Annotated in this window: 13 protein-coding genes; 7 read left to right on the top strand and 6 right to left on the bottom strand. The window is 59.8% G+C overall.

Annotated elements, in window-relative coordinates; all coding sequences use genetic code 11:
- Window positions 1–100 precede the first annotated feature (100 nt).
- Window positions 101–2,287: a methylmalonyl-CoA mutase gene (scpA, locus tag K0V07_RS15830; protein ID WP_220622363.1), complete on the bottom strand. Its 2,187-nt coding sequence runs from the start codon at window positions 2,285–2,287 to the stop codon at window positions 101–103.
- A 46-nt stretch (window positions 2,288–2,333) separates the two neighbouring features.
- The gene (locus K0V07_RS15825; protein ID WP_220622362.1) at window positions 2,334–4,472 is read right to left on the bottom strand and encodes a methylmalonyl-CoA mutase family protein; all 2,139 of its coding nucleotides are present in this window, start codon (window positions 4,470–4,472) and stop codon (window positions 2,334–2,336) included.
- Between the two features lie 178 nt (window positions 4,473–4,650).
- On the opposite strand from K0V07_RS15825, the gene mce reads away from it, so the two are divergent.
- The 5 genes from mce to K0V07_RS15800 are packed head-to-tail and all read left to right on the top strand — an operon-like array spanning window position 4,651 to window position 9,022.
- Window positions 4,651–5,052: a methylmalonyl-CoA epimerase gene (mce, locus tag K0V07_RS15820; protein WP_220622361.1), complete on the top strand. Its 402-nt coding sequence runs from the start codon at window positions 4,651–4,653 to the stop codon at window positions 5,050–5,052.
- A gap of 46 nt (window positions 5,053–5,098) precedes the next feature.
- Window positions 5,099–6,652, top strand: coding sequence for an acyl-CoA carboxylase subunit beta (locus tag K0V07_RS15815; RefSeq protein ID WP_220622360.1), 1,554 nt, complete (start codon window positions 5,099–5,101; stop codon window positions 6,650–6,652).
- A gap of 7 nt (window positions 6,653–6,659) precedes the next feature.
- Window positions 6,660–7,034 carry an OadG family transporter subunit gene (locus K0V07_RS15810; protein WP_220622359.1) on the top strand — a complete coding sequence of 125 codons (375 nt, stop codon included), beginning with the start codon at window positions 6,660–6,662 and terminating at the stop codon, window positions 7,032–7,034.
- Between the two features lie 44 nt (window positions 7,035–7,078).
- Entirely contained in the window at window positions 7,079–7,468 is a 390-nt protein-coding gene (locus K0V07_RS15805) for a biotin/lipoyl-containing protein (RefSeq protein ID WP_220622358.1), read from the top strand.
- A gap of 39 nt (window positions 7,469–7,507) precedes the next feature.
- Window positions 7,508–9,022 carry a sodium ion-translocating decarboxylase subunit beta gene (locus K0V07_RS15800; protein ID WP_255568029.1) on the top strand — a complete coding sequence of 505 codons (1,515 nt, stop codon included), beginning with the start codon at window positions 7,508–7,510 and terminating at the stop codon, window positions 9,020–9,022.
- A gap of 157 nt (window positions 9,023–9,179) precedes the next feature.
- On the opposite strand, the gene K0V07_RS15795 is transcribed toward K0V07_RS15800, so the two are convergent.
- The 3 genes from K0V07_RS15795 to rplU all read right to left on the bottom strand — a co-directional run bounded on the left by K0V07_RS15795 (window position 9,180) and on the right by rplU (window position 10,257).
- Entirely contained in the window at window positions 9,180–9,569 is a 390-nt protein-coding gene (locus K0V07_RS15795; RefSeq protein WP_220622357.1) for a hypothetical protein, read from the bottom strand.
- A gap of 98 nt (window positions 9,570–9,667) precedes the next feature.
- On the bottom strand, window positions 9,668–9,928 hold the full coding sequence (gene rpmA / locus K0V07_RS15790) for a 50S ribosomal protein L27 (RefSeq protein ID WP_220622356.1): 261 nt from the start codon (window positions 9,926–9,928) through the stop codon (window positions 9,668–9,670).
- Window positions 9,929–9,942: 14 nt separating this feature from the next.
- On the bottom strand, window positions 9,943–10,257 hold the full coding sequence (gene rplU, locus K0V07_RS15785; protein ID WP_220622355.1) for a 50S ribosomal protein L21: 315 nt from the start codon (window positions 10,255–10,257) through the stop codon (window positions 9,943–9,945).
- Window positions 10,258–10,419: 162 nt separating this feature from the next.
- Between rplU and K0V07_RS15780 the strand changes: the two genes are divergently transcribed.
- Together K0V07_RS15780 and K0V07_RS15775 are read left to right on the top strand one after the other, a co-directional pair.
- Window positions 10,420–11,301, top strand: coding sequence for a hypothetical protein (locus K0V07_RS15780; protein WP_220622354.1), 882 nt, complete (start codon window positions 10,420–10,422; stop codon window positions 11,299–11,301).
- 33 nt (window positions 11,302–11,334) lie between these two features.
- Entirely contained in the window at window positions 11,335–12,078 is a 744-nt protein-coding gene (locus K0V07_RS15775; RefSeq protein WP_220622353.1) for a class I SAM-dependent methyltransferase, read from the top strand.
- 65 nt (window positions 12,079–12,143) lie between these two features.
- Here K0V07_RS15775 and ychF read toward each other — a convergent pair whose 3' ends face one another.
- The gene (gene ychF, locus K0V07_RS15770; RefSeq protein ID WP_220622352.1) at window positions 12,144–13,247 is read right to left on the bottom strand and encodes a redox-regulated ATPase YchF; all 1,104 of its coding nucleotides are present in this window, start codon (window positions 13,245–13,247) and stop codon (window positions 12,144–12,146) included.
- Window positions 13,248–13,294: the final 47 nt, after the last annotated feature.

Here is a 13,294-nt window from a genome sequence, read left to right as displayed (position 1 = left end):
TCAACTGAAGACGAGGTGCGGAGGCTGTCCGGTATCGATAAAAAAACAGGCGCCCCGGTGTGGGACGCCTGTGTAAAGGATTGGAAATCCAGCTTCGGACTTAGGCTTCTGCCTGCTGCTCGAGGAGCAGCTCCAGCATCTTCTTCGCACTTTCCGGAATGATGGTACCGGGGCCGAAGATGGCGCTGGCGCCATTGGACAGGAGGTAGTCGTAGTCCTGAGCGGGGATGACACCGCCGCAGACGATGAGGATATCCTCGCGACCGAGCTTCTTCAGCTCACCGGCGAGTGTCGGCAGCAGGGTCTTGTGACCAGCGGCCAGCGAGCTCATCCCGATCATGTGGACGTCGTTCTCGACGGCCTGACGGGCGGTTTCCTCCGGAGTCTGGAAGAGCGGGCCGATGTCCACATCGAAGCCCATGTCGGCGTAGGCGGTGGAGACCACCTTGGCGCCGCGGTCGTGGCCGTCCTGACCCATCTTGGCGATCATGATGCGCGGACGGCGGCCTTCCTTCTCTTCGAAGGTTTTGATCATCTTGCTGATTTCTTCCATCTGCTGGCTGTTTGAGCCGAACTCCTTCGAGTACACGCCGGAGATCGAGCGGATTTGCGCCTTGTAGCGGCCGAAGGGCTTTTCCATGGCGTCGGAGATTTCACCCAGCGAAGCACGGGCCTTGGCGGCCTCGACAGCGAGGGCGAGCAGGTTGCCCTTCTTGTCCCCGGCGGCGACCTGAGTCATTTCCTCGAGGATGGCACGGCAGGCCGACTCGTCGCGCTCGGCGCGGAGCTTTTGCAGACGCTTGATCTGCGACTCGCGCACGGCTGTGTTGTCGATGTCGAGAATGTCGAGCGGGTCTTCCTTATCGAGGCGGTACTTGTTGAGGCCGACGATGGTTTCCTGCGAGGAGTCGATGCGGGCCTGGCGGCGCGCGGCGGCTTCCTCGATGCGGAGCTTGGGCAGACCGGCTTCGATGGCCTTGGTCATACCGCCGTGAGCTTCACACTCCTGGATGTGGCCCCAGGCTTTTTTCATCAGCTCGTTGGTGAGGGCTTCGACGTAGTAGGAGCCGCCCCAGGGGTCGATCACCTTACAGATGCCGGTTTCCTCTTGCAGGTAAATCTGCGTGTTACGGGCGATACGGGCGGAGAAGTCCGTCGGCAGGGCAATGGCTTCGTCGAGCGCATTGGTGTGCAGGCTCTGGGTGTGGCCGCAGGCGGAGGCCATAGCCTCGACACAGGTACGCACAACGTTGTTGTACGGGTCCTGCTCGGTCAGCGACCAGCCGGAGGTCTGCGAGTGGGTGCGCAGGGCGAGGCTCTTCGGGTTCTTCGGGTCGAACTGCTTGACGATCTTTGACCAGAGTACGCGGGCGGCGCGCATCTTGGCCACTTCCATGAAGTAGTTCTTACCGATGGCCCAGAAGAAGGACAGGCGCGGAGCAAAAGCGTCAACGCTCAGGCCGGCACTGACACCCGTGCGCAGGTACTCAAGACCGTCGGCGAGGGTGTAGCCCATTTCGAGGTCGGCGGTAGCACCTGCTTCCTGCATGTGGTAGCCCGAGATCGAAATGCTGTTGAACTTGGGCATGTTCTGCGAGGTGTACGAGAAGATGTCGCCAATGATCTTCATCGAGGGCTCGGGCGGGTAGATGTAGGTGTTGCGCACCATGAACTCCTTCAGAATGTCGTTCTGAATGGTGCCCGCGAGCTCCTCAAGCTTGGCGCCCTGCTCCAGAGCGGCCACGATGTAGAAGGCCAGGACAGGGATAACCGCGCCGTTCATGGTCATCGAGACCGAGACCTTGTCGAGCGGGATCTTGTCGAAGAGGACCTTCATATCGAGGATGGAGTCGATGGCGACCCCAGCCTTACCGACGTCACCGATCACACGCGGGTGGTCGGAGTCGTAGCCACGGTGAGTGGCCAGGTCGAAGGCGACGGACAGGCCCTTCTGCCCGGCCGCGAGGTTGCGGCGGTAGAAGGCGTTCGACTCCTCGGCGGTGGAGAACCCGGCGTACTGGCGGATGGTCCAGGGGCGGAAGACGTACATCGTCGCGTACGGTCCACGCAGGAAGGGAGGCAGACCGGCGGTGTAGCCGAGGTGCTCCATGCCTTCAAGGTCGTCCTTGGTGTAGAGCGGCTTGACCGGGATCTGCTCCATGGTCTCCGTTACCCAGTGGGCGACGCTCTTACCGGTTTCGGCTTCGACGCGCTTTTCCCACTGCTCACGGCTGATCGGCTCGGTCACCGGTGAATAGTCAATGCTGGTAAAATCAGGTGTTTTCATGACAGGTACTGTGTCGTGTATTCAACTTTCGTGACAATCGCCGCGCTTACATCACGTCGATGGCTTCGAGGTACTTCTTGTTTACCTCGTAGACGTTGGACTTGATGAAGATGTAGTCGTCGAGGCCTGCTTCCATGTAGGCCTTTTCGTTGTCACCGGGGTAGCCGGCGAGGACGATCTTCATGTCGGGGGCCTCGGCCTTGAGAGCCTTGCAGAAGGCCGGGACGAACTCGACGTAGCCATCGTCGGTACCGCAGATCACGGTCACCTTGGCGCCGGAAGCCTTGGCTCCGGCCACGGCGTCCTCGACGCTGTCGTAGCCATCGGCGGCCTCGATGTCGAACCCACCGACCTCGAAGAAGCCGCGGGTGAAGTCGGCGCGCAGCTTGTGCTTGCGGAGCGGACCCATCGTGGTGAGGAACATCTTCGGGCCATGGCCGTTAGCCTTGGTGTAGGCGTCGGCGGCATCGCGCATCGCTTCGAATATCTCAGCTCCGCGGACGGAGGGCAGGGCGGTGACGGCGGGCTTGTCACCCTTACCGCTGTGCAGTGCCTTGAAGATGGCCCCGAGGGTTGCGCCCTTGGAGGCGGCGGCGGCCAGGCGGTCGACCAGACCCTCGTCACTGCCGGTGAGGGAGCTGATGTCAACGTCCTTGGCAGCGGCCTTGACGGCCTCGACGCGCTTGATCTTCACGCCGGAGAAGTCAGGCTTCTCTTCGGTCAGCGGCTTTTCCTTCAGGTTCGGGTAAAGGTTCGTCCCGACGAGGTTGGCGCGGCGCTGAGTCAGCAGCTTGATGCGACCGGCATTGGTCTTGGCGATGCGTTCCTGAATGGAACCCTTTTCAAGAGCGGCGACCATGCAGCCTTCCTTTTCGATTTCCTGGAAGATGCTCCAGGAGCTCTTGGCGACTTGGTCGGTCAGGTTCTCGATGAACCACGAACCACCGGCCGGGTCGATCACGGCGCGCAGTTCGCACTCTTCCTGGAGCATGATCTGCGTGTTGCGGGCGATGCGGCGTGAGAAGGTGGAGGGGGGCTGGATGATCTCGTCAAAGGCGCCGACGTGCATGCTCTGGACACCGCCGACCACGCCGGAGAGGGCTTCGGTCGTCGTGCGCAGCATGTTGACGTAGGGGTCGTGGACGGTCTTGTTCCACAGGCCGGTGCGACCATGGATGGTCATGCGGGCAGCGTCGCGGCCACCGCCGAAGGCAGAAACGATCTTCGACCACAGGATACGGGCGGCGCGCAGCTTGGACACTTCCATGAAGAAGTTGGAGCCGAGGCTGAACTCGAACCCGATGCACTTGGCGGCATCGTCGATCTCGATCCCGGCGTCCATCAGCTTGCGCAGATAAACGGTACCGGTGGCCAGGGCGCTGGCGAGCTCTTCCACTGCGCTTGCGCCAGCGTTGGCGTAGGGCAGGGTGGAGACACCCACGGGCTTGAAGTCAGGAGCGTTGGCCAGGCAGTACTTGGCGAGGGCAACCATGTCTGCGAAAGCCTCGTCGAGCGAGACCGGCAGGCTGCCGCTGCGGGCGAGTACGCCGAGCGGGTCAAAGTTCAGGGAGCCGGAGAGGCACTTGGCTTCCTTGCCCTGTTCTTTCAACCAGGCAACCAGGAGGGCCATCAGCGGCAGGCCACTGACACCCGTCTGAAGGTTCAGGCCGACGGCGTCGGGGACGACGTTCTTCAGAGCGGTCTGAAGGTCGCCGAGCGTGGCAATGGAGAGCCCGCAGGCGCCGACTTCACCGACGGCGGCTTCGGCCGGGTCCTGACCGGACTGCGTGGCGATGTCCAGCAGCAGGTTGAGGGCGTCCTGTCCACGCTGCATGTCATTCATGGCAGCGGCGTTAAATTCTTCGGGCGTACCGTAGGGAAGCTCCTGGGAGATTTTCCAGGGGTTTTGCAGGTAGCCTTCGTCCGTGGCACCACGGGAGAAGTTAAACTCACCGGGGAAGCTCTCGAGGTGCTCCAGGCCCTCCATGTCTTCCTGCCGGTAAATCGGCTGCAGGGTGATGCCTTCCGGCGTCGGCGTAAGCATCTTCTTATCGAAGGGGGCACCCTTGAGGAGCTTTTCCGCCGCTTCTTTCCAAGTGGCGTAATCGACAGGTGCGAACTCTTCGAGCAGGTTTAATGCTTTCTGGTCGCCGACGGACGAGTTGGTCGTATCGGTGTTGCTCATGATTGACTGGTTGAGGGAATAAAAATATTAATACCCGACGTAGGATATTTTACAAATCAGATAAGCTTCTGACGTGTAAAAGTGTCAATGCGAAAAATAAAATTTGTTTATCGAGAAATGGGTTGACTTTAGAAAAACTTATCCAATAACTCAACGCGGTTAACAACTTTAAGCAATCATGTTACAGCAAATCGACCACCTTGGTATCGCCGTTAGTTCTCTGGACGAAGCGATCCCGTACTACGAAAACGCGCTGGGCCTCAAATGCGAACACACCGAAGAGGTCGCCTCCCAGAAGGTGAAGACCGCTTTCTTCGAATGTGGTCAGGTGCACATCGAGCTGCTTGAGCCGACCAGTGAGGACAGCCCGATTGCCAAGTTCATCGCCAAGAACGGCGAAGGCATCCACCACATCGCTTTCCGCACGGATGACATCGAAGGCCAGCTGAAGAAGGCTTCCGACACCGGCGTGCGTCTGATCAACGAGGTGCCGGTTGACGGCGCGGGCGGTAAGCTCGTGGCCTTCCTGCATCCGAAGTCCACCCGCGGCGTGCTGACCGAGTTCTGCATGTCCAAGTAAAGCGGCCCGTCCGTTACGACCGACCACTTCTACCTATTTTTGCAATATGGCTATCGCAAAAGAATTACTCGATGAGCTGAATAAACGCCGGGAAAAGGCTGATGCCGCCGGCGGTAAGGCCAAGATCGAAAAGCGTCACGAAAAGGGCCTGTTGACGGCCCGTGAACGTCTGGAAGAGTTCTTTGAAAAGGGGACTTTCCAAGAGTTTGGCAAGCACGCCCAACACTCCTGCCACAACTTTGGCATGGAGAAGAAGGACATGCCCTATGATGGTGTTGTCTGTGGGGTCGGCTATGTCGAAGGACGCCCCGTGGCCGCCTTCAGCCAGGATTTCACCGTGAGTGGGGGTGCGCTGGGGCGCATCCACGCCAAGAAGATCGTCGACTTGATGGACTATGCCCACGATATGGGCATCCCCGTGGTTGGCATCAACGACTCCGGTGGCGCGCGTATCCAGGAGGGTGTCGACTCCCTCTCCGGTTACGGCCAGGTGTTCTTTAAGAACGTGTTCCTCTCCGGCGTTGTGCCGCAGGTCGCGATCATCGCCGGTCAGTGCGCCGGGGGTGCCGCCTATTCGCCCGCTCTGACGGACTTCCTGATCATGACGCGCTCGAACGCGAACATGTTCATCTGCGGTCCGCAGGTCATTAAGGCCTCTACTGGCGAGTCCTCCACGCTGGAGCAGTTCGCCACCGCCGATGCGCACGCCTCGGTCAGCGGTAACATCCACCTCATCGCTGAGGATGACAAGCACGCTCTGGCCCTCGCCACACAGCTGCTGTCCTACATGCCGTCGAACAACCTTCAGGACCCGCCGCACGCGCCGACCGAAGACATCGACCTGAGCGACGACGAAGGTATGAACGACCTCGTCCCGGAAAGCTCGAAGACCCCGATGGACGTCAAGGACGTGATCGACCGCATGGTCGATAAGGAGAGCTTCTTCGAGATCATGCCCGATTTCGCCAAGAACATCGTGGTTGGTTTCGCCCGCGTGCAGGGCATCGTGGTCGGCATCATCGCCAACCAGCCCACGGTCAAGGCCGGTACGCTCGACATCGACTCCTCCGACAAGGGGGCTCGCTTCATCCGTACCTGTAACATTTACAACATCCCGATCGTAACGCTGGTGGACGTTCCCGGCTTCATGCCCGGTCTGGCCCAGGAGCGCGGCGGCATCATTCGCCACGGCGCTAAGATGCTCTTCGCCTACGCTTCCGCCACGGTGCCGAAGATCACCCTGATTCTTCGCAAGGCCTACGGTGGTGCTTACCTGGCGATGTGCAGCGCCGACATGGGTGCGGACATGGTCTTCGCCTGGCCGACCGCTGAGATTGCTGTCATGGGTGCGGAAGGTGCCGTTAAGGTGCTCTACCGCAATGAGCTCAAGGCTGCCGAGGACCCGAAGGCCAGGGAAGCTGAACTGCGTGACGAATACCGCCACAAGTTCGCCTCTCCCTATCAGGCTGCCGAGTCGGCCATGATCACCGACGTGATCGAGCCCAAGCAGACGCGCGCCGTAATTTCGCTTGCTTTGCGCAATACCCTCAGCAAGCGTGACACGCGCCCGCCGAAGAAACACGGCAACATTCCGCTCTGATCTTATCATGACGTTTGCAGCAACTTGTTCACTGGCCTCGCTGCTGGGTGAGTTTGAGGACTCGCTTCACATCCTGCTTGGCTTCGTATTCGTGATTGTGGTGCTGGCCATCCTGGCCGGCGTGACCCAGATTGTCGGTCTCTTCTTCCGTATGAAGAAAGAGGCCCCCAAGCCTGCCGCTGCTGCGGCCCCGGCTCCGGCTGCCGCCTCTGCGGCTGCACCGGCCGGAGGTGTCAGCCCCGAGGTGGTCGCTGTGATCGCCGCTGCGGTCCACACCACGCTGGAGCGCCCGCACCGCATCCTGTCAATCCGCTCGGCTTCGGACCGCTACTGGGCCGCCGAAGGTCGCCGCGAGATTTTCCGTTCACACAAAGTTCGTTAACAGATTCTTTTTTATAAATTTCAGACTAGAAAGACTTTACGCCCATGAAGAAGCTACGCATTACGGTTGAAAATAAAACCTACGAGGTTGAGGTCGAAGTGATCGGCCAGGACGACGCCGCTCCGGTGGCTGTTGCCCCTGTTGCCCGCCCGGTCGCTGCTGCCGCAGCCGCCGCGCCCGCTCCGGCTGCTGCCCCTGCTGCGGCTCCCGCCGCTGCTGCCGCTGGCGATGTGGTCAGCCCGCTGTCCGCAGTGGTTGTCTCGGTCGACGTCAAGCCCGGCCAGGCTGTCAAGGAAGGCGACAAGCTGATCACGCTCGAAGCCATGAAGATGAACACCTTTGTCAACGCTCCGGCCGCCGGTACCGTTTCGGCTATTCACGTGAGCGCCGGTAACTCTGTCGAAGAAGGTCAACCGCTGCTGGCGCTGAGCTAAGCGCAGCAGCTTCACCAACTCTAGGGAGCAACTGCGCTCATGAGCGAAATAATCAATCTATTACAAAACACAGGCTTCTTCCACCTGGACTGGCGCATGCTGGTCATGTGGGGAGTGGTGGCTGTGCTGTTGTATCTGGCAGTACGTCACAACTTTGAACCGCTCCTGCTGGTCCCGATCGCCTTCGGCGCTCTGCTGGCCAACCTGCCGACCGAAGGCATGGTCAACAAGCCCGCCGGCAAGCTGATCTCGCCGGTCAGTGGTACGGTGGTCGCCATCAATGCTGAACTCCAGCGAAACGTCATCATGCCAGCCGTGCCCATTGAGCGCGTCGGGCACCTGACGAAGTTCGGGGATGAAGGCAGCCTGGTGAATCTCTTTGAAGAAGAGAACGCGATCGAGAACATCGAAGAGCGTACGCTGGTAGCCATCATTCGCCCCAACAAGGGCGACGAGGAGCTGCTGCAAAAGCGCATCAGCGTGCCGTTTAACGATACGACGATCCAGGTCAGCCCCGAAGACTATCTGGTCTGGGCCGAAGCCTCCGGTGATGTTAGCCGGATCTTTGTCGGCGCCGGTCAGGTTGTCTCAAAGGGTGAACCCCTGATGGAGGTCTACAGCGAGCACACGGGTGGTCTTTACCACTACATCTCGCTGGGTATCCTGCTGGAGCTGTTCCCGCCGCTGATCTTCCTCGGTGTGGGTGCTCTGACCGACTTTGGTCCGCTGATCGCTAATCCGCGCACACTGCTGCTCGGGGCTGCTGCTCAGTTCGGCGTTTTCGCGACCTTCATTGGTGCGATCATGCTCGGATTCAGCGCACAGGCTGCGGGGGCTATCGGGATCATTGGTGGGGCTGACGGCCCGACATCGATCTTCCTGGCTAACGCCCTGGCTCCGGACCTGCTGGCTCCGATCGCTGTGGCCGCCTACAGCTACATGGCTCTGGTGCCGCTGATTCAGCCGCCGATCATGAATGCCCTGACGACTAAGGCCGAGCGCAAGATCCGCATGAAGTCCCTGCGCAAGGTCTCGAAGCTCGAGAAGCTGATCTTCGCCCTGGTCGTGACGATCTTCTGTATCCTGCTGGTTCCGCCGGCAGCGCCGCTGATCGGTATGCTCCTGCTGGGTAACTTCCTGCGTGAGTGTGGCGTGACCGAGCGTCTGTCCAAGGCTGCCCAGAATGAGCTGATCAATGTCGTGACGATCTTCCTCGGTACCAGTGTTGGTATCACCATGACCGGTGAGCGCTTCCTGCGCGCCGAAACGCTGAAGATTCTCGCTCTCGGTGTGATCGCCTTCGGGGTGTCCACGGCTGCTGGTCTGTTGATGGCCAAGTTCATGAACCTGGTCTCCAAGAACAAGATCAACCCGCTGATCGGCTCTGCCGGTGTCTCCGCTGTGCCGATGGCCGCCCGTGTCTCGCAGGTGGAGGGTGTCAAGAATGACCCGAACAACTTCCTGCTCATGCACGCCATGGGCCCGAATGTGGCCGGTGTTATCGGGACTGCCCTCGTGGCCGGGTACTTCATCAGCGTGCTGGCTCAGCACTAAGTACCGACTACGGTAAGTTTTTCAAAACCCGTCTGGCACCACGCCGGGCGGGTTTTTTTGTGTCAGGATAAAACTCGGGGCTAATGATCCAGCGGATCGTCGGTAAGCTCTCTTCAGAAATGGTGGCGAGCGGCTCAGTCATTAGGCTGTACTTTGCCTAGTCGTACAGTAAGTAGGGCAGGGCGAAGAGCGCGAAGAGGATGCCGAGGCATATCCCGATGGCTACAGCCGCGCAACCGAGCTTCTGAGTGCCGCTGAGGCCATCCATGGGCGCTTTACTGCTCAGATCCGGTACGTGTGCGGGCTGGACAGTGGCGGCTGGCTCCGGCGGCACTGGGGCCGGGGTTGGGGCTGCGGCCGAGGCGGCCTGAAAGCGTCGATTAGCCTCGGCAAACTCGCGTCCGGGGTCCTCTGTCGGCTGGGGAGTCGGCGTGCCAGTGGGCGGCGATTGCGTCGAGCCTTCTTTGGCCAACTGCTGGTCGATCCACTCCAGCTGTTGCTGGAGTGCGGCCTTATGCTTGAGCAGGTCTTCGCGGGAGATTTCCATGCTGCGTGATAGCGTGGATTCTAGGGGAGGGTACGACCCCCGCAAAACAAAAAAGCCCGGGAGACCCGGGCTTTGACAAATCCTTTATAAAAGGGAACTTAGTTGCTGGCGGCAACTTCCTCGACGATGTTGACCTTGCGGTGGGCGCGGTCCCAGGCAACAACGCCGTCCTTGAGGGCGAAGAGCGTGAAGTCGCGGCCGAGGCCGACATTCTTACCCGGATGCATTTTGGTACCGCGCTGGCGCATCAGGATGTTACCTGCGATTACGCGCTCGCCGCTGTACTTCTTGACTCCAAGCATCTTGGGCTTGCTGTCGCGCCCGTTCTTGGAAGTTCCCTGGCCTTTTTTGTGTGCCATGACAAATAATCTCCTTAGCCCTTGATGGATTCAATCTTGATGACGGAAAGCTCCTGACGATGCCCGCGGCGACGTTCGTAGCCGTGGCGACGCTTCTTCTTAAAGATACGGACCTTTTCGCCGCGCTTGTTTTCGAGTACCTTGGCGGTGACGCTGGCGCCCTCTACAGTCGGGGTACCGATGCTGGCGTCTTGGCCTTCGCCCAGAGACAGAACGGTGTCGATCGTAACGGTGTCGCCCGAATTGGTTTCAGGGTAACGGTTTACGATCAGGATATCTCCTTCGGATACGGTAAATTGACGCCCCTGGGTTTTGATAATCGCTTTCATGGGAAAAGGGAGGAGGAAAGCGTGTTTTGAGCTAAACTCAAGCCCTTTTTTGAAAAAGTGTACAAGCTTGCTTTTTTTACCTAATCTTATCTACGCTGATCGGGTTTTATGGATGGGGTATTTAGTAGAAACCTGGCAGTTTCTGTCAAGGTTATCGGTGTCATGTTGCTGCTGCCGTGGGTAGCGGTCGCTGACGAGCATAACTGGGAAGTCTGGACGAACAAGGACGGCCAGCAGATCGCTGCTGAGCTGATCGACCAGGATAAGGAGTCTGCCGAGTTTCTGCTCAAGAGCAATATGAGCCGCGTGACGCTCAAGCTGGGCGAACTGGATAAGCAGGACCAGGAGTACCTGAAAAAGCGCTGGGAGGCCCTTACCAAGCGTGAAAAGGGCATTACACCGTTGATGGAAAAGTTCCCGGCTCCCTTGCGTAAGGACGTTTACCGCCGCGAGAGTAACTCTTTCAGCTTTTCGGCCCCAAAGAAAGGCGTTCCGCCGGACAAGAACCTGGAGGTCACCGGAGACGGTTTCTACGATCGCTATAAGCGCAATTTCCGGTTTGTGACCCTGAAGACCTTCGACAGCCAGCTCGACAACATCGACAAATCCATCAGTCGCGACATCAAGCGCCAGCAGCAGCGCTCCGGTGGTACGACTCTGATCGCTCTGCAGTCGACCCTGAACGAAGAATGGCTCCAGAAGCAGCTCAAGCCCTATCTGGAGGAGTGGCGCAAACTACAGAAGGACACGAAGCTGCCTGATAAGCCCAAACCGCCTGCGCCCAAGCCCGAACCGGCCAAGAAGCCCGAGCCGAAGAAGAGCCCTCCGAGGGAACCGGCCCCCAAGGCTGAGGACAAAAAGCAGGAGGATAAGCCCAAGCCTGCCAAGGCCGACGACACGAAAAAATCTGAAGACAGCAAAAAGTCTGAGGATACCAAGAAATCCGCAGAGCAGAAGCCAGCCGACAAAAAAGCTGAGCCGACCGACAACGATAAAAAGGCATCCGAGTCCAAGGATTCTACCGCCAAGCAGGAAGGAGCTTGACCGGGCGCGTGCTCGGTACACAGCTTTGCTTGCATGGAACCTGAAACGGCCAAGAAGTTTTTCCGACAGCCCAAGGTGGTGGAGCATTACGCCGCCGCCGCTAACCGCGTCGGACTTTGGCACTCCGAAGAGAAGATTTTTACCCGCCTGTTCAACTGGGACGATTCGCTGCTGGAGCTGGGCTGCGGCGCGGGCCGCATCGCGGTAGGCCTGTGGGAGATCGGCTACCGCTACATCACTGCGCTCGATTATTCCCGCGAGATGGTGACCGAGGCCCGCCGCATCAACGAGATGTTCGAGTACGGCATATTCTTTCACCAGGGGGATGCCACTGCGCTCAAGTACGACGACGAGACCTACGAGGGGGCGATCTTCGGCTTCAACGGCCTGATGCAGATCCCCGGCCGGGAGAATCGCCGCCGGGCCATGCGCGAGATCAACCGCGTGCTCGTGCCGGGCTCATGGTTTGTCTTTACCACGCACGACCGGGATGCGCACTGGCGCAAGTCTTTCTGGAAAGAGCAGAAGAAGCTCTGGAAGGACGGCAACCAGCACCCCGACCTGGAAATGTTTGGCGACCTCTATTACGAGCCGCCGGAGGGTGGAATGATGTTCATCCATACGCCCACCTGCAACGAGATCCGCGAAGACCTGAAGTCCGCCGGCTTCCGGATCGAGGCCGATGTGCTGCGCCACCAGCTCGCCAACGAGCCGCCTTTGGTGCGCGAGTTTGCCGATGAGTGCCGCTTTTGGGTCGCCCAGAAGCCCGAGAAATAGCCCCGACTGTCTCTTTTATAGATACGGGCGTCGGGTGCTAGACGCAGTACGTACGCAGGAGTCGGCTAGCCGCCGATCTTGAAGAGAGCCACGTCGCCATCCTCAAAGAGGTACTCCTTGCCTTCGAGGCGGTACTTACCGGCTTCGCGCGCGGCGTGGATGGAGCCTGCGGCGATGAGATCGTCGTAGGAGACGACTTCGGCCTTGATGAACTTTTTCTCGAAATCGGTGTGGATGACGGCGGCGCACTGAGGGGCCTTGAGGCCGAGCGAAAAGGTCCAGGCGCGGGTTTCCTTCTCCCCGGTGGTGAAGTAGCTGGCCAGCCCGAGCAGGCTGTAGGCCTCGCGGATGAGGCGGTTGCAGCCGCTGTCCTTGATGCCGAGGCTCTCCAGGTATTCGGCGGCGTCCTCGGGGGAGAGCTCGCCCAGCTCCTCCTCGACGCGGGCGCAGATCGGGCAGTAACCGGCACCGTGGTGCTCGGCGGCCCAGGCGGCGACCTTTTGCACGAGCGGGAGGTTGTCGGCGTCGGCCAGCTCGTCTTCCTTCACGTTGCAGGCGTAGAGGACTTTTTTGGCCGAGAGGAGGTTATAAAATTTCAGCAGTACGCGCTCTTCGTCCGTCAAATCCATTGTGATGACGGGCTTGCCCTCGCCGGTGTGGGCGATGATGCGGTTGAGCAGGGCGGTGTGGGCCTGGGCTTCCTTGTCACCGCTCTTGGCCTTCTTGGCCCAGGTGTTGACCTGGCGCTCAACGCTTTCGAGGTCGGCCAGCACCAGCTCGGTGTTGATGACCTCGATGTCGCTGACCGGGTCGATGCGGCCCATGTTGTGGATGATGTCGTCGTCCTCGAAGCAGCGCACGACGTGCACGATGGCGTCCACCTCGCGGATGTTGGCGAGAAACTTGTTCCCCAGGCCTTCACCCTTGCTGGCTCCAGCGACGAGCCCGGCGATGTCCACGAACTCGATGGCTGCGGGGATGATCGTCTTGGTGCCGCCAATCTCGGCCAGCGGGGCGAGGCGCTCGTCCGGCACTTCCACGACGCCGACATTCGGCTCGATGGTGCAGAACGGATAGTTCGCGGCCTCAGCCTTGCGGGTGCGCGTAAGGGCGTTGAAAAGGGTGCTTTTGCCCACGTTGGGCAGTCCGACAATACCGGCTTGGAGCATGGTGATAGTGTAAAGGTGTTTCCGTGCGAAACCCCAAGCTCTAAAAC

This window comes from Ruficoccus sp. ZRK36 (genome assembly GCF_019603315.1).
Lineage (GTDB): Bacteria > Verrucomicrobiota > Verrucomicrobiia > Opitutales > Cerasicoccaceae > Ruficoccus.
Note: the sequence above shows the minus strand (reverse complement) of the source record. Positions and strands in the feature narration are given on the sequence as shown.

What these genes read in the sequence shown, in the direction of transcription:
- K0V07_RS15825 (WP_220622362.1), bottom strand. Translation starts at nt 4,472, where the DNA reads ATGAGCAACACCGATACGACCAACTCGTCCGTCGGCGACCAGAAAGCA.
- K0V07_RS15795 (WP_220622357.1), bottom strand. Translation starts at nt 9,569, where the DNA reads ATGGAAATCTCCCGCGAAGACCTGCTCAAGCATAAGGCCGCACTCCAG.
- K0V07_RS15775 (WP_220622353.1), top strand. Translation starts at nt 11,335, where the DNA reads ATGGAACCTGAAACGGCCAAGAAGTTTTTCCGACAGCCCAAGGTGGTG.
- K0V07_RS15805 (WP_220622358.1), top strand. Translation starts at nt 7,079, where the DNA reads ATGAAGAAGCTACGCATTACGGTTGAAAATAAAACCTACGAGGTTGAG.
- scpA (WP_220622363.1), bottom strand. Translation starts at nt 2,287, where the DNA reads ATGAAAACACCTGATTTTACCAGCATTGACTATTCACCGGTGACCGAG.
- K0V07_RS15800 (WP_255568029.1), top strand. Translation starts at nt 7,508, where the DNA reads ATGAGCGAAATAATCAATCTATTACAAAACACAGGCTTCTTCCACCTG.
- K0V07_RS15815 (WP_220622360.1), top strand. Translation starts at nt 5,099, where the DNA reads ATGGCTATCGCAAAAGAATTACTCGATGAGCTGAATAAACGCCGGGAA.
- ychF (WP_220622352.1), bottom strand. Translation starts at nt 13,247, where the DNA reads ATGCTCCAAGCCGGTATTGTCGGACTGCCCAACGTGGGCAAAAGCACC.
- K0V07_RS15810 (WP_220622359.1), top strand. Translation starts at nt 6,660, where the DNA reads ATGACGTTTGCAGCAACTTGTTCACTGGCCTCGCTGCTGGGTGAGTTT.
- rpmA (WP_220622356.1), bottom strand. Translation starts at nt 9,928, where the DNA reads ATGGCACACAAAAAAGGCCAGGGAACTTCCAAGAACGGGCGCGACAGC.
- rplU (WP_220622355.1), bottom strand. Translation starts at nt 10,257, where the DNA reads ATGAAAGCGATTATCAAAACCCAGGGGCGTCAATTTACCGTATCCGAA.
- K0V07_RS15780 (WP_220622354.1), top strand. Translation starts at nt 10,420, where the DNA reads ATGTTGCTGCTGCCGTGGGTAGCGGTCGCTGACGAGCATAACTGGGAA.
- mce (WP_220622361.1), top strand. Translation starts at nt 4,651, where the DNA reads ATGTTACAGCAAATCGACCACCTTGGTATCGCCGTTAGTTCTCTGGAC.